Annotated in this window: 22 protein-coding genes; 4 read left to right on the top strand and 18 right to left on the bottom strand. The window is 57.2% G+C overall.

Translation table 11 applies throughout. From position 1 onward, the window contains the following. Window positions 1–207 precede the first annotated feature (207 nt). The gene (locus tag ABID47_RS32295) at window positions 208–663 is read left to right on the top strand and encodes a MarR family winged helix-turn-helix transcriptional regulator (RefSeq protein WP_116234387.1); all 456 of its coding nucleotides are present in this window, start codon (window positions 208–210) and stop codon (window positions 661–663) included. Between the two features lie 177 nt (window positions 664–840). Here the strand turns inward: ABID47_RS32295 and pruA are convergent, their stop codons facing one another. The 12 genes from pruA to ABID47_RS32355 all read right to left on the bottom strand — a co-directional run bounded on the left by pruA (window position 841) and on the right by ABID47_RS32355 (window position 11210). Beyond that, the gene (gene pruA, locus ABID47_RS32300; protein WP_354503200.1) at window positions 841–2412 is read right to left on the bottom strand and encodes an L-glutamate gamma-semialdehyde dehydrogenase; all 1572 of its coding nucleotides are present in this window, start codon (window positions 2410–2412) and stop codon (window positions 841–843) included. 18 nt (window positions 2413–2430) lie between these two features. After that, window positions 2431–3345 (bottom strand): proline dehydrogenase, encoded by a 915-nt coding sequence (locus tag ABID47_RS32305; protein WP_354503202.1) that lies wholly within the window; start codon window positions 3343–3345, stop codon window positions 2431–2433. 18 nt (window positions 3346–3363) lie between these two features. Then, window positions 3364–4263 carry an arginase gene (rocF, locus tag ABID47_RS32310; RefSeq protein ID WP_354503205.1) on the bottom strand — a complete coding sequence of 300 codons (900 nt, stop codon included), beginning with the start codon at window positions 4261–4263 and terminating at the stop codon, window positions 3364–3366. Between the two features lie 6 nt (window positions 4264–4269). Continuing rightward, complete coding sequence (rocD, locus tag ABID47_RS32315; RefSeq protein WP_354503208.1) at window positions 4270–5475, bottom strand: ornithine--oxo-acid transaminase; 1206 nt, start codon at window positions 5473–5475, stop codon at window positions 4270–4272. Window positions 5476–5677: 202 nt separating this feature from the next. Continuing rightward, window positions 5678–6004: a thioredoxin family protein gene (locus ABID47_RS32320; protein WP_076176171.1), complete on the bottom strand. Its 327-nt coding sequence runs from the start codon at window positions 6002–6004 to the stop codon at window positions 5678–5680. A gap of 141 nt (window positions 6005–6145) precedes the next feature. Then, entirely contained in the window at window positions 6146–6763 is a 618-nt protein-coding gene (locus ABID47_RS32325; RefSeq protein ID WP_354503210.1) for a hypothetical protein, read from the bottom strand. A 210-nt stretch (window positions 6764–6973) separates the two neighbouring features. Continuing rightward, on the bottom strand, window positions 6974–7570 hold the full coding sequence (locus tag ABID47_RS32330; protein ID WP_354503212.1) for a YdeI/OmpD-associated family protein: 597 nt from the start codon (window positions 7568–7570) through the stop codon (window positions 6974–6976). 54 nt (window positions 7571–7624) lie between these two features. Continuing rightward, window positions 7625–8542 (bottom strand): aldo/keto reductase, encoded by a 918-nt coding sequence (locus tag ABID47_RS32335; protein WP_354503214.1) that lies wholly within the window; start codon window positions 8540–8542, stop codon window positions 7625–7627. An 82-nt stretch (window positions 8543–8624) separates the two neighbouring features. Next, window positions 8625–9188, bottom strand: a complete 564-nt coding sequence (locus ABID47_RS32340; RefSeq protein WP_354503216.1) for a class I SAM-dependent methyltransferase — start codon at window positions 9186–9188, stop codon at window positions 8625–8627. Window positions 9189–9564: 376 nt separating this feature from the next. Next, window positions 9565–9768: a hypothetical protein gene (locus tag ABID47_RS32345; RefSeq protein WP_251679159.1), complete on the bottom strand. Its 204-nt coding sequence runs from the start codon at window positions 9766–9768 to the stop codon at window positions 9565–9567. A gap of 250 nt (window positions 9769–10018) precedes the next feature. Further along, window positions 10019–10759: an SDR family NAD(P)-dependent oxidoreductase gene (locus tag ABID47_RS32350; RefSeq protein ID WP_354503219.1), complete on the bottom strand. Its 741-nt coding sequence runs from the start codon at window positions 10757–10759 to the stop codon at window positions 10019–10021. A gap of 67 nt (window positions 10760–10826) precedes the next feature. Further along, window positions 10827–11210, bottom strand: a complete 384-nt coding sequence (locus ABID47_RS32355) for a tautomerase family protein (protein WP_354503222.1) — start codon at window positions 11208–11210, stop codon at window positions 10827–10829. A 138-nt stretch (window positions 11211–11348) separates the two neighbouring features. On the opposite strand from ABID47_RS32355, the gene ABID47_RS32360 reads away from it, so the two are divergent. Continuing rightward, a complete protein-coding gene (locus ABID47_RS32360) occupies window positions 11349–12272 on the top strand; it encodes a LysR family transcriptional regulator (protein ID WP_354503223.1) in 924 nt (307 codons plus the stop codon). A 79-nt stretch (window positions 12273–12351) separates the two neighbouring features. On the opposite strand, the gene ABID47_RS32365 is transcribed toward ABID47_RS32360, so the two are convergent. Together ABID47_RS32365 and ABID47_RS32370 are read right to left on the bottom strand one after the other, a co-directional pair. Next, the gene (locus ABID47_RS32365) at window positions 12352–13074 is read right to left on the bottom strand and encodes an AAA family ATPase (RefSeq protein WP_354503225.1); all 723 of its coding nucleotides are present in this window, start codon (window positions 13072–13074) and stop codon (window positions 12352–12354) included. 28 nt (window positions 13075–13102) lie between these two features. Continuing rightward, window positions 13103–14443, bottom strand: coding sequence for an aminotransferase-like domain-containing protein (locus ABID47_RS32370; protein WP_354503227.1), 1341 nt, complete (start codon window positions 14441–14443; stop codon window positions 13103–13105). Between the two features lie 142 nt (window positions 14444–14585). Here ABID47_RS32370 and ABID47_RS32375 point away from each other — a divergent pair, with 142 nt between their 5' ends. Continuing rightward, window positions 14586–15536, top strand: coding sequence for a DMT family transporter (locus tag ABID47_RS32375; RefSeq protein WP_354503229.1), 951 nt, complete (start codon window positions 14586–14588; stop codon window positions 15534–15536). 262 nt (window positions 15537–15798) lie between these two features. Here the strand turns inward: ABID47_RS32375 and ABID47_RS32380 are convergent, their stop codons facing one another. The 4 genes from ABID47_RS32380 to ABID47_RS32395 form a co-directional block, all read right to left on the bottom strand. Next, entirely contained in the window at window positions 15799–19047 is a 3249-nt protein-coding gene (locus ABID47_RS32380) for a DEAD/DEAH box helicase (protein WP_354503231.1), read from the bottom strand. Then, complete coding sequence (locus ABID47_RS32385) at window positions 19044–20675, bottom strand: SWIM zinc finger family protein (protein WP_354503233.1); 1632 nt, start codon at window positions 20673–20675, stop codon at window positions 19044–19046. The genes ABID47_RS32380 and ABID47_RS32385 overlap by 4 nt, the downstream gene beginning before the upstream one ends. 61 nt (window positions 20676–20736) lie before the next feature. Then, on the bottom strand, window positions 20737–21939 hold the full coding sequence (locus ABID47_RS32390; protein WP_192717528.1) for an MFS transporter: 1203 nt from the start codon (window positions 21937–21939) through the stop codon (window positions 20737–20739). 104 nt (window positions 21940–22043) lie between these two features. Then, window positions 22044–22472 (bottom strand): DnaJ family domain-containing protein, encoded by a 429-nt coding sequence (locus ABID47_RS32395; RefSeq protein ID WP_244879526.1) that lies wholly within the window; start codon window positions 22470–22472, stop codon window positions 22044–22046. Between the two features lie 203 nt (window positions 22473–22675). Here ABID47_RS32395 and ABID47_RS32400 point away from each other — a divergent pair, with 203 nt between their 5' ends. Further along, entirely contained in the window at window positions 22676–23536 is an 861-nt protein-coding gene (locus ABID47_RS32400) for a CPBP family intramembrane glutamic endopeptidase (RefSeq protein WP_354503236.1), read from the top strand. The last annotated feature ends 100 nt before the right edge of the window (window positions 23537–23636 follow it).

Here is a 23636-nt window from a genome sequence, read left to right on the forward strand (position 1 = left end):
ATATAAGCTTACTTTTAATAAGTGCATGAAAAAGTATATATCTTCCACAAGCGGTTTGTCAAGCACATACCGTCCCCATGGAACCCATCCGGTGAAAGTTGACGGTGTCTTAAAATCAAACTAACATGTCATTAGGACCAATTAAATGCATGAACGGACGTTTCGAGCCGAGCCGGCTTGTCCGTTGCCTCCAGGAGGGAGATTACTTTGCATTCTACATCTACAGAACTCGCGACCCGATATTTTGAATTGATGGACAGACTTCCAAGAATTATAGATTATGCCGGTCTGGTTCGCCAGGTGAAGCTAAGCACGACAGAATCGTTTATACTTCAATATTTGCAAAATAGCGGCAGCCAGCGCGGAACGGACATCGTCAAGGTCACCGGCCTGACCACCAGCGCCATTACGCAAATCTGCGACAAGCTGGAGCAGGAAGAGCTCATCGTGCGCAGCCGCAGCGAGCAGGACCGCCGGTTCGTTAACATCTCGATTACGGACAAAGGCTCTGCGCTGCTGAAAAAGCTGGCGGAAATGAGCGCCGTCCGCATCGTCGAGACACTGGGAAATTTGACGGACGAAGAAACCGAGCATCTGCTGGACACCATCCGTCAGCTTGGCGAGCTCATTCAGCTGCAGCGGAATGAGCGGCAGGCACAATGATTCCCCTCATCATCATGTGGATCCGAAGCGACGAGTTCGAACCCGAAGGGAAAGGGCTCTAGAAGCATTATACCTTTCGAGAACAAACCCAATAAAGCACCCTGAATTGCGGCGGCACGCCGACAAAACAGGGTGCTTTGTCAATATATCCAGGCATGACCCTGCCAAGGGGGACGCTCAAGGTAACTTGCGGGAGGTCACCTTCGCCTGGGTGAACAGCAGCAGGTAATCATGCCCTCCGGCTTTCGAGTCGGTCCCGGACATGTTGAAGCCGCCGAAGGGTTGACCGCCCACGAGCGCACCGGTACACTTGCGGTTGACATACAAGTTGCCGCAGTGCATGCGTTCCAGCGCAGCCGAGATCCGGTTCTCGTCCGTCGAAAAGAACGATCCGGTCAATCCGAACTCCGTATCGTTATAAATCTCGATGGCCTCCTCCCAATCCCGAGCAGGTACGACCGCCAGCACCGGTCCGAAGATCTCCTCCTGCATAATCCGTCCCTTGACCGGGACATCGGTAAAGATGGCCGGCCGGATATAATTCCCGGCTTCCCCGACCTGTTCCCCGCCGGTCACAAGACGCCCTTCTTCCCTGCCGATCCCAATGTACTCCAAAATTTTGTCCCGCGACTTCTCATCAATGACGGGTCCGACCGGCGCGTTATCCTCCGCAGGTCCCACCTCCAGCAGGTTGGTCAGCTCCGTCACGCGGGCAAGCACCTGATCGTAGACCGACTCGACGATGATCGCCCTCGACCCGGCGGAGCATTTCTGCCCCTGGTAGCCAAAGGCCGAGACCACGATGGCCTTCGCCGCTGCTTCCAGATCCGCCGTCTCGTCCACCACGATACCGTCTTTGCCGCCCATCTCGGCGACGACCCGCTTGATCCAGATCTGCCCCTCAGCCTGCTCCGCGGCCAGCTTGTTGATCCGGAGGCCGACCTCCTTCGAGCCCGTGAAGCTGATGAACCGGGTCTGCGGATGCGCCGTCAGGTAATCGCCGATGACGGCCCCGCTTCCCGGCACAAAGTTGATGACCCCGTCCGGGAATCCGGCTTCCTTCATCAGCTTGAAGAACTGGTAGGCGATAACGGACGTGTTCGATGCGGGCTTGAGCAGAACGGTGTTGCCGGTCACCACCGCGGCCGTCGTCATGCCGGCGCATATGGCCAGCGGAAAATTCCACGGCGGGATAATAATGCCGACGCCCAGGGGGATGTACTGCAGCCGGTTCTCTTCTCCCGGCACCCTTGGCAGCGGCTGGTGCAGCGACGTCTCGCTGAGCCGGACGGCTTCCCTGGCGTAATACTCCATAAAATCGATCGCTTCCGCCGTGTCCGCGTCGGCCTCGGCCCAGTTTTTACCGGCCTCGACGACCATCCAGGCGGAAAACTCGTGCTTGCGCTGGCGCAGCAGGGAAGCCGCCTTGAGCAGCAGCGCCGCCCGCTCAGTGGCCGTCGTTCTTTTCCAGGTGGCAAAAGACTTTTGCGCCTGCTGCATCGCCTGCTCCGCAAGGTCGGTACCGGCCTGGCTCATCCGGCCGACCACCTCCCGCACATGGCCGGGATTCCGCGAGACCAGCTCCTGCTCCGTGTATACCTCTTTTCCGCCGATCACGACAGGATAACGATGTCCCAGCTGCCCTTTCACGGCGGCCAAAGCTTTCAGAAATGCTTCGCGGTGCTCCGGCTGGTTAAAATCAGTGAAGGGCTCATTTTGAAATGCGGCGCTCCAGGCGAACGAGTTCATGGCTACCTCACTCCCTTTTTACTTAAAAGTATTTTTGAGCACAAACCAGACATTGGCCGGCCGTTCCGCCAACCTGCGCATGAAATACCCGAACCAGTCCACGCCGAACGGAACGTATACCCGGAACCGGTAGCCCTCCTCGACAAACTTCAGCTGCAGTTCCTCGCAGATGCCGTACAGCATCTGAAACTCAAAGCGGGAGCGCGGAATCCCCTCCTCCTCGATGAATCGTTTAGCCTCGTTGAGGATCCGCTCGTCATGGCTGGCGATCGCCGTGTAGCTGCCGGACTTCAGGTGCATCTTGATCAGGCGAATCAAATTGTCGTCCACGTCTTCCTTCCGGGGATACGCGACGCTTGCGGGCTCCTTATACGCCCCTTTCACCAGGCGTAGATTGACCCCTTGGGCGCCCAGTTCCTTCACATCCTCCTCCGACCGGTACAAATACGACTGGATGACGATACCCACGTTGTCATAACCGCCCCGCAGCTTCTTCAGCATGTCGATCGCCGGCTGGCAGTGGGCGTGGTCCTCCATGTCGATGCGCACGAACAGTCGGTAGCTCTGCGCCCTGGCCAAAATTCTCCGCATCAGCTCAAAGCACAGGTCCGGGCTCAGATCCAGACCGAGCGACGTCAGCTTGAGCGACAGGTTCGCCTGCACCTTGGACCGGTGGATCGCATCCAGCGTCTTGAGGCACATGTCGGCCGTCTCGCGCACTTCCTCCTCGCTGCTCGTGAACTCCCCCAGGTAATCGAGGGTGGCCATCCGCCCGCTGGCGTTCAGCTTGCGGACGGCGTCAATCGCATGCTCGATCGACTCGCCTGCAACGAAGCGCCTGGCCCCGAGCCGGAGTCCGTACCGTTTGGCCCAGCGGTTCGCCGCCCGGTTTTTGGCCAGCGTCAAAAACAAAGACTTCATGGCTTTCTCCAAGGAGACGCCTCCTTTCGCCTACAAAATCCGGCTGCCGAACAAGGAGCCGAGCAGCTCCACCGCCAGCTTCGAGGTCTGGTTGTTCCGGTCAAGGCTGGGATTGACCTCCACCATATCCGCGGACGTGATGAGGCCGGATTCGCTCATCAGCTCCATGGCCAAGTGGGCCTCGCGGTAGCTGAGCCCTCCGCGGACCGGCGTGCCCGTTCCGGGGGCCTCAAACGGATCGACGCTGTCGATGTCGAAGCTGACGTGCAGGCCGTCCGTGCCGGTCCCGGCGATCCGCAGCGCCTCCTGCACGACATGCTCGATGCCCAGCCGGTCGATCTCGTACATCGTGAAGCAGGTGATGCCCCGCGAGCGAATGAGTGTTTTCTCGTCCCGGTCCAGATCACGGGCACCGATGATGACGCAGTTCTCCGGCTTCAGTTGAACGGCGCCGGGCAGAATCTGCGTCAGCTTCAGCTGCGTTAAGCCGAGGGCGGCTGCCAGGGGAATGCCGTGCATGTTCCCGGATGGGCTGGTGATCTCGGTGTTCAGATCCGAATGGGCATCCACCCAGATGACGCCCATGTTCGGGTAATGCCGGCTGAGCCCGGCCAGCGAGCCCATGGCAATGCTGTGGTCCCCCCCAAGCATGAGGGGAATGCTCCCGGCTGACGCCGCCGACGCCGCCTCCCGCGCCAGCTGTGAGCAGACTGCCATGACCTGGTCCACATGCTTCATACGCGTGGTGGGATAGGGCGTCAGGCTGGAGGGCAGCTGGATTCTCCGCCCGGCGTCCACATCGTAGCCGAGCTGCTCCAGCTTTTTGACCAGACCGAACTTCAGAATGCTGTCCGGCCCTTGCTCGCTTCCCGGCCGTCCCGCCCCGTAACCGAACGGTACGCTGATAATCGAAATGGTTGGTTGCCCCATACGTTTTCACGCCCTCCCTTGACCGGTGAATACCTCCCGAATTCGGCTGAGCGCAAATTCTAGTTCTTCTTCGGACAGGATGAGCGGCGGCGCAAACCGGATCGTGGTATCATGGGTTTCCTTGCATAACAGGCCGATGCGGGCCAGCGCCTCACAATAAGGTCTTGCCGGCACAGACAGCTGCAGCCCAATCAGCAGGCCGCGCCCGCGGACCGAGACGATATCGGGATGGGAGATCGATGTAAGCTTTTTCATAAACAGGCGCCCAAGCGTTTCGGCACGCTCCGCCAGCTTCTCCTCCTCGAGCACATCCAGCGCAGCAGCTGCCACCGTGGAAGCCAGCGGATTGCCGCCAAAGGTCGAGCCGTGCGAACCCGGTTCAAACACGTCCATGATCTCCCGGTCTGCCGCGACGGCAGAAACGGGCAGCACGCCCCCGCCGAGGGCTTTGCCAAGAATGTACACATCCGGTACGACGCCCTCCCAATCGCAGGCAAAGCGGCGTCCCGTCCTTCCGAGCCCCGTCTGAATTTCGTCGGCCATCAGCAGCACCTGATGACGGCGGCACAGCTCCCGCACCTGGTTTAAATAGCCTTCAGGCGGCATCACGATCCCGGCTTCACCCTGAATCGGCTCCACGAGAAAAGCCGCCGTATTCGGCGTAATGGCCTGCTCCAGCGCGGAAGCATCGCCGTATGGGATGATCCGGAAGCCGGGTGTGAACGGCCCGAAATCCCGTTTATACGCCTCTTCGGAGGAGAATGAGGTGACGCTCAGCGTACGGCCGTGAAAATTTCCGGTACAGACGATGATCTCGGCTTGATTCTCCGGAATGCCCTTGATCCGGTAGCCCCACCGCCTTGCCATTTTCAGCGCGGTTTCCACCGCTTCGGCGCCCGTGTTCATCGCCAGAATCTTGTCCTTGCCGGTATATGCCGCCAGCTTGCTCACAAAGATGCCGAACGCCTCGCTCTGAAACGCCCGCGATGTAAGGGTCACCTTGCCGGCCTGTTCCTGCAGCGCCTGCATGATTTTGGGGTGCCTGTGACCGTGATTGAGGGCGGAATATGCGCTGAGCATATCCATATATCGATGTCCGTTCAAATCCTCAACCCATACGCCCTCCGCCTTATGAATGACGATCGGCAGCGGATAGTAATTGTTGGCGCTGTGCTCATCCATCATTTGCAGAATCTCGTCTGTCGTTGCCATGGCAGCACATCCTTCTCTTGGCATCATGTTCTCACCCTATGTGTATTGCTTTCCGTTTCATTTCATGTTTGTAAAAAATCCCGTAACGGCCGCATGCCAAATAACCCGCTGGGCGGGCTTTTCCAAAAGAAAAAGCACCCTCCGTCTTCACGTTCTACCGTGAATCGGGGGTGCTTGGCCGATGGCTTCGGTTCATTGTAATTTATTGCTTGGACTCCAGCGTTTGAAGGTATTCCGATACTTCACCAGGCGTTTTGGCGAATTTGCTGTGCAGATGGGCGATTTTCTTCCCGTCCTTGTACACGAGCAGACTTGGGATGCCGCGCACGTCGTTCTGGGAAGATACGTCCTCCAACTGCTCTACATCCAGTGCATAAAATTTCTTATCCGGATGTTTGGCCATAATGTCCGGCATAAATTTATCGAGCGTTTTGCAGTCCGGGCACCAGGTTGCATCGTATTTGATGACCGTGATGCCGTCCCCTTGAATCAGTTCGTTATATTGGGCTTCCGTTTGAATGCGTTCCATTATCCTATCCCCTTTGTCCATTAGTTGGTATACAGCGGTCCGGCAGGCTGCCGGACACCCGGCGATGTAAGTGTAACCAAAATCATTACAATTCAGCCGTTACCTGTATTGTATCCGTTTATGAACGATTTTGCAAAGGACTTACATGGAATGCATCTCATGTCCCGTTACCGGAACTTCTCCGGCAGGGACCGAATGGCTGAATATAGCTGCAGCGCAGAGGGTCACGACCGGCAGGATAATATACAGCATCCAAAAGGACAGCCGGATCGGCATCAGAGCGGGCACCTGTCCAGATCCTTCCGCCCGCTCTTCTTCGTCCGCAGCCTCCCGGGCCTTGTATTTCTGGTTATGAATCAAATACATGACCATGGCGGTCATCGCAATAAACAGCGCATCCATAATAAACAGCATGACGTCCCACCTTGCCCGGGGAATCATCTCGCCGAGCATAGCTCCGTGCAGTCCGCCCATGATCCCCCCGCCGATGCCCTCAATGACCGCCAGCAGATGGAGCGGCTTGCCGACCAAGTAGCCGATCGCAAAGCAAAACAGCACCGACAGACCGGTAGACAGCACGAGGTCGCCGGCAAACATCATGCCCAGGATGACCCCGATCGTCAAGTTGGAGATCAGCCCTGTCGTCATCGCCACCATGTTGCCGGTCATGTTCAAAAGATGCTGCCGGTGAATTTGGACATACCCGATACATACCGCCGTATACACCAAAACCATCACCACGCTAATATTTAACAGCATGAAGCAAAACCCGCCTTTCTGGATGCGGCTTTTCAGGTTTGGCCCCCCGCCCCTTCCGCCTTTTTTCGATGATTCAGCTATAAACAGCCTATTCGGAAGAGCACCGTAATATTCAGGAAGGAAAGTGCTGCAGCAGGTCAAGAAAGGGCGAAGCCCCCGTCGTTGACGGAGGCTTCGGCTGATCAAGGTGACTGAGGGCTGATGCACAATCTAAGGATATATTTTTTCGCCTTTTTCCAGCATGTCGATAAACTGGTCGATTCGTTTAGCCCTCGTTTCCGGCTTCTTGGCGCTTTGGACCCGGAATAAGACGGCGTATTTGTTGCGGCTGTCCAGCGTCGCAAAAAAGGCTGCCGCAGCCGGATGCTCCTCGAACTTCCGCTCCAGATCCTCGGGAATTTGCGACCGGCTCTGGGATGCATAAGCCTGCTCCCACTGGCCTTTTTGTTTGGCTTCCTCGATCGCCGCAAGACCGGCCGGCTTCATGCGGCCTTCTGTGACAAGGCGCTCAGCCTTCTCCTTGTTGATCTTGGACCAGATGCTCCTCGGCCCGCGCGGGCCGAACCGCTGAATCCAATACGTCTCGTCCCAGGCCTCCTTGCGGCTGTCGATCCAGCCGTAGCAGAGTGCAATCTCTAATGCTTCGTCATACGTGATGGATGGGATGCCGGATCCCTTCTTGGCCATCTGCAGCCGAATGCCGCGCGACTCGGCATGATGCGCCTCGAGCCACTCCTCCCATGCCTGCTGACTCTCAAAAAAGATCACGGGCAGTTCTTCCCGCCCGTCTCCTGTTTTACTGGACATAAGTCGGTCTACTCCTCCTTTAATCAGGAATGTGCCGAACGCCTGCTTCCCTGCTTATTTCCACGCCCGTGGATGCGTATCCTGGACCATATCGAGGTCCGCAGCGGCCGCATTGGCTTCGACCTGCTCCGGGCTCTTGCAGCCCGGGATTACGCAGTCCACGGCAGGGTTCTGCAGGCACCAGGCCAAAGCCCACTGCGCCATGCCCACGCCTTCGGGCACCTCGGTCCGCTGGATTTCCTCCACCTCGCGGAGGCGGGCATCGATGTTGTCGCGCTCATGCCGTTTGCGCACGTTATCCTGGAACACGGCGCCGGGCTTGTACTTGCCGCTTAGATAACCGCTGGCCAGCGGCACTCTCGCAAGCACGCCCAGATCCTGCTCGGTGCAGGACGGAAAGACGCGCTCTTCCGGTTTCCGATCGAGCCGGTTGTACACGACCTGAATCGCTTTGGCGTTGAGCTCGGTCGCCAGGGAAGTCTGCTCCAGGTTATCGTTGCTGCCGATGGAAATGCCGAGGTTGCGGATTTTCCCGGCCTGCACCTGCTTGTCCAGCAGTGTCCACAGATCGTCGTTGTGAAATACTTCATCCGAGCCCGAGTGGAACTGGTACAGGTCGATATAATCCGTTTGCAGCGCTTTCAAGGATTCATCCAGCTGGACGAGAACCTCATCTGCAGACCAGGCGTTTTCCCAATGATCATGCCAGCGGTGGCCAAATTTCGAAGCCACGACCCAGTCCTCGCGGCGGTCCCGCTTCAGAAAGTTTCCGATGAGGCTCTCGGACAGATGATGCGGACCATAGCATTCCGCCGTGTCGATCAGGTTGATGCCCAGATCCTTCGCCTTATGCAAAATGGCGTCCGCCTCCTGCTGGTTAAAGTCCTTCCCCCAGTCTCCCCCGAACTGCCATGTTCCTACACCGACCACCGATACCTTCAATTCCGTTTTTCCAAGCCGTCTGTATTTCATTCTCAAGCCACCTCTCCTGTGAATGGATTTGCATTTTTGGCGCTGCACAGCGTTGCACAGCTTCCCCTGGGCGATACACATGTTATTTTTGAAAAACGATGCTGTAATACTTGTCCGACCAAGGCTGCCTGCTGAGCACCTTGAGGCCAAGCTCCTCTCCCATGCGGGCCATGTCCGATGAGGAGATGCGGTGATCCGAAGGCGGTTCGCTGTCCGGGTAAGCCCATTCCACGCAGAGCGCCTTGCCTCCTTTTTTAAGAACGCGCTGCACTTCCTTCAATCCCTGCTCATGCGGCTCGGCAATATGCAGGATGAGGGACAGGATCATCACGTCCACGCTTTCTTCCTCTAGCGGAACCTGTTCTGCCGTTCCCTGAATCAGCCGAATATTCGAAACGCCCCGCTCTTCCGAACGGGTCTTCAGCATGTCCAGCATCTGCGGATGGGTATCCAGCGCATAGACCGTTCCGGAAGTTCGTGCCGCCGCCGGAAACGTGAAGTAACCGCTGCCTGCCCCTACATCCAGCAGGTCCTCGTGCCCGGACAACTCCAGAAGGTCCAGCAGCTTCTCCGGGGGAAGCTTCTCCAGGCGTTCCGGGCTCTCCAGCCGCGCGATCAGCGTCGGGTCGTACTCTTCTGCTGCCACTTGCTCATCCTCCTTGTCGGATATCCCCATATGAGGTATCACCCTTATTTTCTTCATCCTACCATTATCAGCCATAGAGACACAATCGCCTAACGGTGCATGCTCCGGAGAAAACTCCGGATCCCAAGCGTTCCCCCTGTGCAGGACTCAAGTAAAGCGTCCAAGGGATGGGTACCGACCCAGGTATGGATGCTCAGGCCGGGGAAATGAGATCGATTGAGATCGGCTGAAAAACTTCGGATCGGGCGGGTATTTCTAACGATGCAAAATTTTTGACATGCAAAGTATGCAGAGGATGCAGAGGATGCAAAGCAAAAAGGCAGCCAATTCAGGCTGCCACTTGGAAGTTACTCTTGGTCTGCAAGTATATCCTGTGCTAATCCGGTTCTCTCTCCGAATGCTGTACCGAATCACCGGTTTCTGCACTTTGCCGCTCCGAGTCACCGGTTCCCGCATCCTCCTGCTCTTCACACGGGAAGCATTTCAACGACTGGTCCTCCAGCACCACGCCATTCAAAAAACCGTTCTCGCAATAAATGTCCCTGCCGCAATCGCGGCATTTGCCGATCCATTCGCGCATAGGGCAATCCCTCCTGACCCCGCGGATTCTAACCGCGGCTGGTGTAATCCGTCTTTTCCAAGTGGGGCTAAGATCAGGTTACCTCGTTTGGAGTCCTTCACGCAACGGATATGCTGTGGATAGGCTGTGGATATGATGTAGATATGCTGTGGATACACTGTTGATTTGCTGTGTATATGATGTGGATATGTTGTACCGCTCGCCTGTATTACAACATCTGCCACCACTTCTGCCCGATGCGATGTCCTAATTACATCGTCTGCCCTGCATCCACCGTAATGACCTGCCCGGTCAGCGAATCCTGTTCGACCACGGCACAGATCATATGGGCGATATCTTCGGACGAAGAAATCCGGTTCAGCAGCAAGGAGCCTGCCAGCTGCTCCATCTGCTGCTCGCGCCCAGCCCACCATCGGGTGGCCACTGCACCCGGCGCGACACTGCTCACGCGAATCTCCGGGGCCAGCGCCCGGGCGAGCGAGCGGGTCAACCCATGCACCGCGGCCTTGGACACGGCATACGGCAGCGAAGAGCCGCTGCCCGTAATGCCGGCGATGCTCCCCAGGTTGACGATAACGCCTTGTTTTTGCTTTTTCATCTCGGCAGCTGCCGCCCTGGCGCAGTAGAACATCCCTTTCACGTTGACCTGGTAGAGCTCATCCCACGCTTCGTCGTTCACGGAATCCAGGTCATTCATGGCAATATACCGGGTAATGCTGGCGTTATTAATCAAAATATCGACCGAACCGAACTCGCTGGCGGCTCTGCCTACCATCGCCTGAACCTCTGCCTCTTTAGCTACATTTGCTTGGACCGCAACGGCTGTGCCGCCGCCCCCTTGAATGGTCCGCACCGTTTCCTCCGCGTCTTCCCGCGACCGGGAGTAATTGACGACGACGCGGGCTCCCCGCTTCGCCAGCTCGATTGACACCGCTTTTCCAATCCCTGTTCCTCCGCCTGTGACGATCGCTGTTTTATGCTGAATGTTCATGTGATCAGCTCTCCTTTCAATTGCCTTAATTGGGTCAGAAATTCATTGATGTCTTTCCGCAATCCAATCACGGGACCATCTGCGCGATGCCGTTGCCGAACGACCAGTTTTCCGCCGTATTTTCCGTTAAAATGATCATGACGTCCTGCGGCCGGATGCCCGCCGATTGCTGCAGCCTTTCTGCGATGGCGGCATACAGCGCCTTTTTCTTTGCGATCGTCCGCCCCTGCTTCAGCGTAATTTGTATAAATATCTGTCCGTCGGACCGTTCTACATTTAAGTAACTGCGGTCGTACAGCAGCTCCCCTGCCCCATGCCGGGTAATCACCTGAAAATAGTCGTCTTCCGGGACGTCGATCGTATCCACCATCGCCTGATGAATGGAGCAGCTGATCACAGCCAGTTCCTCCTCCGAGGGACCCTGCCCTAGGTCAATCCGTATAAATGGCATGTTCCATAACCTCCTGTAGCTTCGGTTTTCTTTCTGCCGGCAATCATATTGTAATTCCAGGGTTCATATTTGTATAATTGAATTAAATAAACGACGAATTCAAAAATATTGAACCGTACAGCAGGAGGCAAACATATCATGGACCTGAAAGCTGTCAAAACCTTTCACCGGATCGTCGCCCTTGGCGGATTTAACCGGGCGGCCGAAGAACTGAATTACGCCCAATCCACCGTCACGATGCAAATTCAGAAGCTCGAGTCGGAGCTCGGCGTCCGGTTGATCGAACGGGGCAAAACCTTTCAGCTCACCGAAGCGGGCCGCCTTTTTCACGAGCAGAGCGCACATATCGTCAAGGATGTGGAGCAGCTTCAAGGCACTATGAAGGAGCTGCTGTCGGGGGAAGCTGGCCATCTCCGTCTTGGCGTCGTAGAGCCCATTGCCAGCTACCGGCTGCCGGAGATCCTCGCTTCTTTTCTGCGCGATTACCCCAATATACGGGTATCCGTGACGATTGCCAGCTCGCCCCAGCTGAACGAACAGGTGCTGCGGGGAGATCTGGACATGGCGATTTGTTCTCCTCCCCAGCTTGGTGCCGGGCTTTATTATGAACCGCTGCTGACCGAACATTTTGTCGTCCTCATGCCGGAGGATCATCCGCTGGCTTCCAGGGAGCTCGTCACGCCCGCCGATTTTAGAGGGCATCGCCTGCTGATTACGCAAGCCGACTGCCCTTACCGCCGGAAGCTTGAAATGATCATGCAGGAGCCCGGAGGCCCGCCTATGGATGCGATGGAAATCGGCAGCATGGCTGCACTGAAATTTTACGTGCAGAGCGGATTGGGCGCTGCCCTCGTGCCGCTGACCGTCCTGCAACCTGCACCTGCCGGAACAGTAATCCGTCCTTTTAAAGGCAATGCCGTCAACATCACCTGCGGTTATGTGTGCCGGTCGGCTGAATACCCGCCGCGCCTGGCCGCCTCCAGGCTATATGAGGCTCTACAGCGGGGGCTGCCGCAGGCAGCGGCGGAGGAACCCTCCGAGGCAATCCGGCGGAATGCTTAAGTTTGATCCATGACAACAATCGAGCCAACGCAAAAAGCCCATTTCCTTGAAATGGGCTTTTAACATGGAATCATCCGCTTCAGTCCCCGTCCTCCTCCTCAAACAGCTCGCTCAGCACACGCTTCCGGTTTTCAAGAAAACGGCGGGTGATAATATAGTGCATCGTATCTTCATATTGAACCTCTTGGGGAGGATGAACGTCAAAATTGATGATATCCGCATCGGGATAGCCCAGCAGGATCGGCGAATGGGTCGCGATGATAAACTGGGCCTCTTTCTCCAAATCCTTGATCACCTTCAGCAGCGCCAGCTGCCGCGCCGGGGATAAGGCCGCTTCGGGCTCGTCCAGCAGGTAGATAGCCTTTTTACCGAACCGGTGCTTGAACAGCGACAGAAAGGCCTCCCCATGCGACTGCTCATGCAGAGATCGCCCTCCGTAATAGCGTAAGCTGGCAGGCATGGTGTCCAGATGGCTGGCAAAATGGTAAAACGTCTCCGCGCGCAGGAAAAAACCGTTCGTCACTTTGGGCATCCAGGACAGCCGGATATGGTCGCCAAGCGCTGATTGGGAAGCATCCACCTCATACGCGTTGTTTCTGCTCCCGCCGGCCGTATTGAATCCGCACCGGTCGGCGATTCCTTCCATCACCGTGGATTTGCCCGACCCGTTTTCCCCGACAAAAAAGGTGACGTTTCCCCGAAACGACAGGGACTCCAAATTCCGCAGCGCCGGAATGGAAAAGGGGTACTCGTTCCCCTTGGTATGTTCATTGCGCAGAATGGTCAAGCTTCGTAAAAACATCGGTCTTCTCCCTTCATCATGGATCGTCCTATCCGATCTCCCGAATCACCTGCTCAATGCCGGACTCGATGTCCGGCTCCTTGACGCTGGACACGTTCAGCTTGAGAAGCGGCTCTTTCACAAACGAATCAAGGTAACCCGCGTCTGCGGTTTCGACCCGAATGAACTTTTTCTGCAGCCGCTGGATCACCTGACGGGCACGGGCAGCATCCTCCAGCTTCAGATACGTGTGGACACCCAGCTGCCGGGCCGGCTGGTAAGTAAAATGAGACGATTGCGTACTCTCCGCATGCATCATGATCGTTTCATGCAGCAGGGCGGATCTTCGCCCATAGCAGCTGCGCATTTTTTTGCGGTGGCGCTCGAACATGCCGCTCTTGAGGTACAGCTCCAGGGCCGCCTGGGAGAGCATCGAGCTGTCGATATCCGCCAGTTTTTTGAATTGGTTGAAATCGTTCCACAGCGCTTCAGGGAGCACCGCCACACCGATCCGCAGGCCCGGAAATATGATCTTGGAATAACTCTTTAAATAGACGACATGCGCGGAGTCATCGTATGCATAGATTGGGTCCTCTTTGGCGTCCTGCTCCAGATCGGCCATGTAATCGTCCTCGATAATATAGACGTCGTACTGGGCCGCCAGACGGGCGATAGCTTTCTTTTGCGACCGGTTATAGGATCCGCCCAGCGGATTGTGGAAGCGTGGCACCGTATAGAACCACTTGATCTCCCTGGTCTTAAACATCCGTTCCAGCTCATCCAGATCGATGCCGTCGCCCGACCGCCGGATCCCTTCTGCTTCCATGCCGTACGTCCTCAGGTACTCCATCAGCAGCGGATAACACGGCTGTTCCACCAAAACCCGGTGCCTGCCGTTCGGAAACGGAATACGCGCCAGCAGCCCCAGCGACTGCTGCACCCCGGACGTAATGAAAATACCGCGCGGATCGGTGAACACCTGGTAAGAGGCCAATTGGCGCTGCATCTCGCGAATCAAGGACGGCAGCCCCTGAGGAGTTCCGTAAATGAACAAGTCGTTGCGGTACATATCGATCGCTTTATTGATACAATGCTGAAAATCCAGATACGGAAAAATATCCGGATCCGGCGCGGCTGCCGTAAAATCGATCCACCGGTTTCCCGGATTCTGCTTTTTTCCGGACCGCTTCATCACGTAATAACCGCTCTTGGGAGCGGCATAAATCAAATGCTTGTCCTGCAGCTCCTCCAGCGCGCGGATCACCGTGCTTTTGCTGCAATCATAACGCTTTGACAGTTCCCGGATGGAAGGCAGCCTGTCCCCTTCCCTGTAGCCGTCACCCGAGATTTGCAGTTCCAAATCGTTGATCAGCTCGGCGTATTTATACATCGCAACGCCTCCTCCCCCGCTCTTTTGTACCGGTACAGATGATGATTATTGATATTGTAGCACAGCCGCGTCCCCCGTAAAATGAAACCATCAACAGGACCGGTCCATAAAGCGCGCGCAGTGATTAGGGAGGTCTGACTATATGAATGCTTCTTCGAATAAAAAAGCGGTCGCGGCCGCGCTCATCAACGCTTTGATCATCGGATTGTCTTTTATTTTCGTCAAAATCGCGCTCAGCGTATCGGATCCGCTCGACACGCTTGCCCATCGCTTCACGCTGTCCTTTCTGGCGGCAACGCTGTTCGCCTTTCCCGGACGGGCCCGAATGAAGGAAGTCATGCCCCGGACAGCCGCGCTGCTTCCGCTGGCTCTTCTTTACCCTTCGCTGTTTTTTGCCTTACAGGCATTTGGACTGCTCTACGCCTCGTCTTCGGTGGCCGGGATCGTTCAGGCGGTCGTGCCGGTATTTACGATGATACTGGCTGCGATCTTCCTTAAAGAGCACACGACGTTTGCCCAAAAAATGTTCACCCTGGTTTCGGTGGCCGGTGTCATTCTGATCTTCGCCGTGCCCGGGATCAGCATCTCCTCCGCCAGCCTTGGCGGTGTTCTGCTGATTCTCCTGTCCGCCCTGTCCATGGCGGGATATAATACAGGCGCCCGGAGGATGACCAAAACCTGGCGTCCAAAGGATATGACCTACATCATCACCTTCTTCGGCTTTGTGTTTTTCAACGCCATATCAGTGATTAAGCATGTATCCCAAGGGACGCTCAGCCAGTATTTCACGCCGTTCCTGGAGCCTAAATTTCTTCTGGCCGTGCTGTACCTTGGCGTGTTGTCCTCCCTGGTGACTTCGTTTCTGACCAACTATGCCTTGTCCCGCATGGAGGCTTCCCGCGTCAGCGTCTTCGGCAGCCTCTCCACGGTCGTGACGATCGCCGGCGGCGTGCTGCTGCTGAACGAGCGTCTGGACTGGTACCACTGGGTGGGAGCTGTCCTGATTATCGGCGGCGTAATGGGTGTGAACCTGAAGCGGCGCCCGGGAGTGCGGGCGGATCAAAGCAAGCAGCTCGGGAGCTCCAAAGGATGACGTGTGTTGTGCTTTAACCTTAGTCGGCCACTTGGGCATGAAGGCAGACCAAAACAAAGCATGCAGCACAGGAATCAAGGATCATGCGTGTCAGGCACGCTAACAGCAAAAAAAACAGCTGCAATTTCCTGCAGCTGTTTTTCAATATGGATTATTTCATCGCGGATGATTTCATTTTTCTGAACGATGATTGCGCTGTTCTCGCACCCAAACTAATGATACATGTCTCCAGCTTCTCCCTCAGCTTCTCCCTTAGCTGTCCCTACCAGTCGCGCCGCAGCGTAAACAGGTCCTTCAGCGCTTCGGTCGACAGCTCGGTAATCCAGCTTTCCGTGCTGGAAATGACATTATCGCTGAGCTGCTGCTTGCTCTCCAGCATCTCGTCGATCCGCTCCTCCAGCGTGCCTAGTGAAATGAACTTGTGCACCTGCACGTCCTTGGTCTGGCCCATCCGGTAGGCCCGGTCCGTCGCCTGGTTCTCCACCGCCGGGTTCCACCAGCGGTCGAAGTGGAAGACGTGGTTGGCCGCAGTCAGGTTCAGACCGACGCCCCCCGCCTTGATCGACAGGATGAACACACCGGGCTGCTCGGCAGCCGGCAGCGACTGGGACTGGAACTGTTCGATCATCCGATCCCGAGCAGTCTTGGACGTGCTCCCGTTCAGATACAGCACCGGCTCCTGCAGCTCCTGACCCAGGACCCGCTGAAGGATCTGGCCCATGCCGATATACTGCGTAAAAATCAGGCAGCGGTCGCCCTCTTCCCGCAGCTCCTTGACCATGGCCAGCAGCCGTTCCAGCTTGGCCGAGCGGCTGATAAGCCGTTCGGTGTCGAGCTGGCCTCCTGAGGATTCAGCCGCTGTCCATGCAGCAGCCTCACGCTCTGGCGCCTTTGCTTCGGCAGAAGTTTCCGCGGCCAAGTCAACGGCATCAACCGTGCCAGCCGAAGCCCGCCGATCAACTATAACCGCTTCGCTGCCCTCAGCCTCCTGCTTTCCGGCAGTCTCCAGATCACCCGAAACTCCTGGAGCGTTTGAATCACTCAGCAGGACACTTGAGTCAGCCGCACCGTCCGAGCCTGCCGCTGCGCCCGTCGTACCAGATACCGCGGCCATATCCGCGGGATCCACAAAGTTGTCGACCGATTCCCCGGTCAGGAGCACCGGATGGTCGCAGACCTGCTTGAGCTGTGTCAGAGCCGACAGAATGGCCCCCTTCCGCTGAATGCCCTCCAGCTTCTGCACCCGGTTCATCAGGTCGTTGACCGTCTGATCGTAGAGGGCGCTCTGCTCGGCGGTCAGGTGGATATAGGTTTTCATCTCGTTCTTTTCCGGCAGCTCCAGCTGGATGTGCGGATCCTTCTTCTTCCGCCGCAGCATAAACGGCTTCACCAGCTTCTGCAGCTGCGCCGTCCGCTGCTCGTCCTGATCCCGCTCGATCGGCTGAATAAAGCGGACCTGGAAGCTGCGCAGGCTGCCCAAATATCCCGGGTTCATAAAATCGTACAGCGACCACAGCTCGGAAAGCCGGTTTTCGATCGGCGTTCCGGTCAGCGCGATCCGATGCCGGGCCGGAAAGCTGCGCACGGCGGCCGACTGCTTCGTCTGGGCGTTCTTGATGTTCTGCGCCTCGTCCAGGCACAGCGATTCCCAGGCGAACTCCTTCAGCAGGTCCTGGTCCAGCGTCGCGGTCGCGTACGAGGTCAGGACGACATCGGCCTCGCGTAGTTCTTCACGGAGCGCCGCCTCGCCCGACCGGCGGCTGCCGTAATGCAGCAGCACCTTCAGCGAAGGCGCAAAGCGGCTGATCTCCTTCTGCCAGTTGCCCAGCACCGAGGTCGGGCAGATCAGCAGCGAAGGCAGGCGCCGTTCTCCGGATGCGTCCGCCGTCTCCTTCAGATGCAGCAAATAGGTAATAAACTGGATGGTTTTCCCCAAGCCCATATCGTCAGCAAGACAGGCACCCAGCCCAAACCGGCGCAGAAACGCCAGCCAGGAAAACCCGTCGTACTGGTAAGAACGCAGCTCGGCCTGCAGCCCGGATGGAACGTCCAGCTTCGGCCAGGCCGACTTCTGGCTGAGCTGGTTCATCAGCGTCAGAAGATGCTCGTTCAGCTCCACCTCAAGCTCGATCCGAGCCGTTTCATCCGGATCTTCGTCCGCCTCTTCCTCCTCGCCGTCCTCCCGCTTCCGGGCGCCGGCATCCTCGTCCTTCCGCTGGAGATGCAGATGCAGAACGTCCTGAAGGGACAAGCCCTGCGAGCTGTCGACTCCTTCCATCATCTGGCCGATCTGCTTGATCAGGCTGGGGTCGAGCGTAATCCATTCGCCGCGGAAGCGAACCAGCCGCTCGTTGCGGGCGACCAGCTCCTTGAATTCATCCTCTGTAATCTGAAGGTCGCCGATCGACACCCGCCAGTCAAACTGAATGATCGAGTCCAGGCCGAACAGCGAGCTGCCCTGCCCTTTGGCGGCGGCCTCCTCGCCCTCGCCGGCCTTGACCTTGGCCCGCAGCTTCGGCTTCCGCCGGCTGGCGGCCTCCCACCACGCGGGCAGCAGCACCTGCCAGCCCGCATCCAGCAGACGGCGGCTGTCCGCCGTCAAAAACTGCCACGCCGCCGCGTCGGACAGCGGTTGGCCCAGCACGTCGCTGCGCTCCGCAGCCCGCACGCTCGCCGGCAGGCTGGCGCGCAGATGCTCCGCCCACCCGGCGGAGCGCTCGCGGATGTGGGCCGTCCAGACGTCCGGCCACACGCCGGATGCCTGTCCGTCCGCATCCAGACGGACAGGCACCAGCACCGACGGGTCCAGCTTGTCCTGCAGCACAAGCTGGAGGCGCCAGACGGGCTCGGCTTCGTCCGGCTCCAGCAGCTGCAGCACGGGCCGGAACGGCGCAGCGTCCGCTTTCCAGCCGATCGAGATGAGCCACGCCTGCTCGGTCAAGCCGGCGACGGCCCCCTCTCTCGTGAAGAGCATCGGATACTCGCGGCGCAGGTCGGAAGCCGTCGCTTCCGTTCCATAACATTCGCTGAATACCAGCGAAGAGAACGCGGCGCGCAGCCCCTCGGCGAACTCCGGTCCCAGGTCCCTGATCTCTTCCCGCGCGTCGGCATCCAGCCGGGATTCATCCCAGTTCCACTGAAGCTTGCCGGACTGAAACGCGGGCAGGCTCGGGTTGTACCGCTTCTCACGAACGCAGGACATCAGCGCAGGAGCGAGCCGGATCAACGTCTCCGTCCCTTCGTCTCCCGCCCACTGGATGTGGGCAAGCAGGTCCAGCTGGGCGAAGAACGCGATGACGTACTCGGCCGGCAGGATGACCAGCTCGATGTCCTGCACCTGCTGAACGTCCAGCTGTGTACCGTACAAAGTCTCTTCATGCCAGGCGAACAGCCTGTGCTTCAGGTCGATGCCGGGCACAGTCCGGCGCGTTGGCGTCGAGCCGTAGATGAGCGCGTCGCCGTACCCGCTGAGCCGGGTATGGATCGTGATGGTGTCGGTGTATGGAATCATGGGATCAACTTTCCTTTCCGAAGCTCTTCCTGAAGCGCGCGCAGCCGGCTGTGGCGGCTGGAAAACACGATGATGAATTCTTCCCAGCGCTCCTCCCGCTTCAATTTTTTGTACAGCTTGGCCAGACGCTTGAGCAGCTTAACCGCGGCTTTGTAGCCGGAGCGGTTCTTCAGGAGGACATGCCGCTCCACGCCTTGATGGTAGAAGGGCAGCAGCAGCTCAGGCGCCTGCTTCTCGATCGGCGCAAGCACGCTGACCCGGAACTCCAGCGGGTCCTTGCCGGAGCTGAGCTGCACGTCCATCCACAAGCGCCATTTTTCGTGAGCCAGCAGGTTATCTTCATAAACTTCCTTGGAATACGGCAGCATCCCGGCGAGAGTATGCCACATCGTCTCCTCCGCTTCGGGCACATGCTGGACAAAGGTATTCCAATAGGCGGCATATTCGTGCAGAGGCTCTTTCCGGTGATTGCTGAACAGAGGAGCCAGCCGCACCAGCCATTCCTGCAGGCGGGCCCAATCCTCCGAAGCGGACAGCTCGTCCAGAAAGGAGGTCAGGAATCCGTGCGGGATGATGGAAGCCTTGTCCGCTGCCTGCAGCCAGGACCAGGCTTGCCGGTCTTCCCCCATCAGGAACGCAATACGGGCCTGGGCGAGCATCCACGGCAGCCGGGAGAGCGTATCGCCCAGCTCCTCTTCGGCGCTTTGCAGTTTCCGCATCTCTTCCTCATGCATCCTGGTGTCTGTGACGTTCGGATGGATCCATTTCAGCCAGAACCGGTCATACACATCGAACAGATAACCTTGCTGCCCCGTTTCCGTCAGCATCTGCCGGCGCAGGTAGTTCAGCGTCTTGGTCACGCGCGGCCGCTGATCCGGCTCGGCGGCCAGATCGATCCCTTCGCCCAGCAGCTGCAGCACGCCTCCCCGCAGTTCATCCGCGGCCACCTGCACGTGGTACCCCAAAAATGCCGGAGACCGTCCGCCCGGCACAATGGGCTTAATCAGCTTGATCAGCATATACAGCCTGGCATGGAGCTGATACAGCTGCTCCAAGGCCGGAGTCAGGTCCGGCTTGACCGCGTTGATCGCATGTATGGCGTTTCGGGCATAGTGCGAGTTCTGGCTCGTAAATTCCAGCGGAGTGATGCACAGCTTGAAGAAGGCATGCCATTCGGAGAGGCTCATCTCCGCCAAATGGGCCGCCTTCTCCCTTAAAGCATCCGCCGCACTTCCCCGCTGCACAGGCCCGAGGTCTTCTTCAGCTTCCGTCTCCGGCAGATGGTGCTGGAGCCTGATGGTCGTATGCGCATTGACAATCGCATGCACGGACCTGCCCTGCCGGCTGACATACTCCAGGAGGGCGGCGATGGAATGCTTGCATCGTTCCCCGACCGGGCAGCTGCAGCGGCTGTCCTGAACCGACTCGGGATTCAGGTGGACACGGTAAGCCTCCCCGCCCTTCACCACAGCCTCAATTTCGCCATCCCCGCCGATCGACAGCTCCGTCACCCGGCCCTGTTTATAATATTGAAATCCGCGTTTGATCGTCAGGTCATTATAATACTCCGCAACGCTGCGGATCAGCTCTTGCCACTGTATATCGTTTAAAGTTTGGTTCACACTCATGATTGTTCATCGTCTCCTGAGAGAGCGTTAGGAAAAAGCGTGAGGAACCCCCACGCTTTCCCTACAGCAGTTCGTTTCTTTTTTTCAAATACCGGTACAGCACGAAGCTGACCGCCGAGCAGATCAGGGCGCATAAGCCGATAAACGAATATCCGGCCTGCAGTCCCCGGACCAGGCCTTCTGGGGTGCCGGCACCAAAGATATGCTTTACCCCGCTCGTGATGGCGCCGATCAGATAATTTCCGATCACGCTGCCGACCCCCATTAGGGTGACAGTGAAGGTGATGGCCGTATCGCTACCTTTAACGTAACGCTTGGCGATGACCGCCATGACGGTCGGATAAATCGGAGCAATGCCGATGCCTGCGGCCGCAAACAGGAACGCTCCCCCTTCCCCGCTGACAATGGCGGCGAACGTGCACAGCCCCGAGAAGCCGGAGAGGATCATCAGCGACAGAATAAAGCCGATCCGGTCCGTTACCGGGCCTAGGAAAAGGCGTGCCAGTGAGAAACACAGGAAAAAGATCGAGAGCATGCCCGAAGCTGCGGTCTGGTCCCAGTGATAGCTTTTCTCCAGAAAATTCACCAGCCAGCTGCCCACGGCCATTTCCGAAATGACCCCGAAGGTCAGCAGCAGCACGATCATCCACAAGGCCCGGTCCTTGGTCAGCATCCACAGCGAGATCCGGTCCTCCTGGACGGTGTCGTCGCCCGGAAACCGGCCGAGCAGCGCCGGGATCATCGGAATCACCGCCAGCGCAAGCATCACCATATACATCTCACGCCAGCCGAGCGTCACGCCCATGATTGAAACGGACATTAAACCCGAGGCGATCATCGGCGCCACGATCGAACTGAGCCCGTAGAAAAAGTGCGACAAGTTCATCATCGTCCCGGTATTGCGCACGAAAATCCGCGCTCCCAGAATCGCCAGGCCGATTTCCAGCATGCCGTTGCCGATGTACATGAAAAAATAGGACGCCGAAAACAGAGGATATGTTCGCGATAATAAGATGAAGACGCCCGAGAGAACCATCGACCCGAACGAGATCATGCTGACCCATTTGATCCCGATCTTGCGGGTAATATACCCTGTGAAGGAACAGGCCAGCAGATACCCGAGCGAATTGAGCGAGAGCAGGGTTCCAAGCTGCTGCTCGTCGAGTCCGAAATCCGCCTGGATGCGGGGAATCGCCGGACCCTTGATATTTTCCGAAAACCCAAAAATGATGAACCCGATAAAAACGGTCGCCAGCTGCAGCATATAGTTGCGGCCGGCCGGCTTGGCCGTTTTCACGTCGTTCAATTCCGCCTGTGTCTGCAATGATAAATCTCCTTAATCATAAATTAGATAGACGCTTTATAGCATTAAACCCATTTGGGATAGGCATTCTCCAAATTCGCTCTGGACACCAGCCCCTTCTGCAGCATCGGGTGCGGCACGATCCGGTTATACGTTCTGATTTTGTCGTTAACCGCTTCGAGTTCGGCCCGAAGCTCGTGATCCGAGCGGGGGTTGTCAGCCAGACGCTTCAAATCCGCGGCGATTTCCTTCCGCAGCTCGGCCCAAGGAGGCTGATAATTGTTTTTCTTCAAAATGCTGCTGAACACATCTTCGTCGTCGATCTTATGCGGCTTGCCTTTGCCGGGCAGATCATCAAACCCGCCCCGCTTCGCAAAATCGTCAATAGCCGATTCCACCAGCCCGTACCGCGTGGACATGTTCTGGTAGCGGTCTTCCGCTTCGGCCTTTTCGTCTTGATCTTTGGCTTCTTTGTTCTGATCTTCCCGTTCCACCCCAGTCACCTCTCCTTATGCCAGGATCGCCGATCCGTTATTTGCAGCCTATCGCATATCGTATAACCCCATTGTAGCATACCCCGGTCTTCCCTCTGCATGTCGTATTTCGAAAAGGCTGCAAATGATCACCAGAGCTTTATAAATTCTTGATAATTGCCTCTTACCATAACATTAACAACCAACAAGAGAGGAAGTTATTCATGAAAATAACATCTGTTCGCTCCGCGGCGGCATTCAGTGTGACTGTGCTGCTGCTCACCCTGCTGGCCAATCTGTCCGGAAGCATGAATCTCGTCGCCATCAGCCAGCTTGCTCCAATGATCACCGTGCTGCTGATGCTGATCTTTGTATCCGGAAGAAAAGATTCTCTCCGTTCATCGGGGCTCGGCACGTTTGGCGGTTTCCGCTGGTATTTTGCCGCCATCTTGTCCATCGTCCCGATTGGAATCGGGTTTCTTGCCGCGTGGTCTTTCGGGATCGTCCAACTGCCGTCGGCTGAATTCCTGAGCCAGGGCACCGCCCGCTTCACCGTTTCCGAATATGCCTGGTATATTACCAAAAGCTCCTGGGCTCCTCAGATGCTGATCAGCATGCTGATCTTTTCCTTCGGAGAGGAAATCGGCTGGCGCGGCTATCTGCAGCCCAAGCTGACGGAGGCTTACAGCATTCGAAAGTCCATTCTGATCACCGCCGCCGTGTGGGCCTGCTTCCATTATCCTTTTTATCTGAACCAATACAATACGGACGGGAATGTGTGGATCAACCTGGTGCTGTTCACCGTCATGATCTTTCCGTTATCCGTGTTTATGGGCTGGATCCGCTGGCGCAGCCGCAGTATCTGGCCGGTCGTTCTCATTCATATGGTCATCAATTTGTCGCGGAGCTGGCTGGAGCAGTTGTTCTTCGATAAAGCTTCGGGCTGGTCTTACGTGGCCGGGGAGAGCGGGATCATCACTATTGCGGTATGGGCGGCCTGCGCGGCTGTAATCTGGATCAAGCTTGGAAAAAGCAACCGGGCTAAAAAAGCATCCAGTGAGCTGTCCGAGGTTAACGCAGGGTAATGCGGAGTAAAGCGGGACCCATTTTGCTGAAGTTTTGGTTGCGCTATTTCTTATACCTTAAAAAAACAACCGTCCTTTTTCGGACGGTTGTTTTCTGCAT

The organism is Paenibacillus favisporus, from assembly GCF_040545415.1.
In the GTDB taxonomy this organism is placed as follows: domain Bacteria; phylum Bacillota; class Bacilli; order Paenibacillales; family Paenibacillaceae; genus Paenibacillus_AQ; species Paenibacillus_AQ favisporus.

Bases quoted from the DNA above. Each gene is read 5' to 3' on its own strand.
- ABID47_RS32365 (WP_354503225.1), bottom strand. From the start codon at position 13,074: ATGTTTTTACGAAGCTTGACCATTCTGCGCAATGAACATACCAAGGGG.
- ABID47_RS32350 (WP_354503219.1), bottom strand. From the start codon at position 10,759: ATGAACATTCAGCATAAAACAGCGATCGTCACAGGCGGAGGAACAGGG.
- ABID47_RS32345 (WP_251679159.1), bottom strand. From the start codon at position 9,768: ATGCGCGAATGGATCGGCAAATGCCGCGATTGCGGCAGGGACATTTAT.
- ABID47_RS32370 (WP_354503227.1), bottom strand. From the start codon at position 14,443: ATGTATAAATACGCCGAGCTGATCAACGATTTGGAACTGCAAATCTCG.
- ABID47_RS32325 (WP_354503210.1), bottom strand. From the start codon at position 6,763: ATGCTGTTAAATATTAGCGTGGTGATGGTTTTGGTGTATACGGCGGTA.
- ABID47_RS32380 (WP_354503231.1), bottom strand. From the start codon at position 19,047: ATGATTCCATACACCGACACCATCACGATCCATACCCGGCTCAGCGGG.
- rocD (WP_354503208.1), bottom strand. From the start codon at position 5,475: ATGGCAACGACAGACGAGATTCTGCAAATGATGGATGAGCACAGCGCC.
- ABID47_RS32330 (WP_354503212.1), bottom strand. From the start codon at position 7,570: ATGTCCAGTAAAACAGGAGACGGGCGGGAAGAACTGCCCGTGATCTTT.
- ABID47_RS32390 (WP_192717528.1), bottom strand. From the start codon at position 21,939: ATGCTGCAGCTGGCGACCGTTTTTATCGGGTTCATCATTTTTGGGTTT.
- ABID47_RS32335 (WP_354503214.1), bottom strand. From the start codon at position 8,542: ATGAAATACAGACGGCTTGGAAAAACGGAATTGAAGGTATCGGTGGTC.
- pruA (WP_354503200.1), bottom strand. From the start codon at position 2,412: ATGAACTCGTTCGCCTGGAGCGCCGCATTTCAAAATGAGCCCTTCACT.
- ABID47_RS32400 (WP_354503236.1), top strand. From the start codon at position 22,676: ATGAAAATAACATCTGTTCGCTCCGCGGCGGCATTCAGTGTGACTGTG.
- ABID47_RS32375 (WP_354503229.1), top strand. From the start codon at position 14,586: ATGAATGCTTCTTCGAATAAAAAAGCGGTCGCGGCCGCGCTCATCAAC.
- ABID47_RS32355 (WP_354503222.1), bottom strand. From the start codon at position 11,210: ATGCCATTTATACGGATTGACCTAGGGCAGGGTCCCTCGGAGGAGGAA.
- rocF (WP_354503205.1), bottom strand. From the start codon at position 4,263: ATGGGGCAACCAACCATTTCGATTATCAGCGTACCGTTCGGTTACGGG.
- ABID47_RS32320 (WP_076176171.1), bottom strand. From the start codon at position 6,004: ATGGAACGCATTCAAACGGAAGCCCAATATAACGAACTGATTCAAGGG.
- ABID47_RS32385 (WP_354503233.1), bottom strand. From the start codon at position 20,675: ATGAGTGTGAACCAAACTTTAAACGATATACAGTGGCAAGAGCTGATC.
- ABID47_RS32360 (WP_354503223.1), top strand. From the start codon at position 11,349: ATGGACCTGAAAGCTGTCAAAACCTTTCACCGGATCGTCGCCCTTGGC.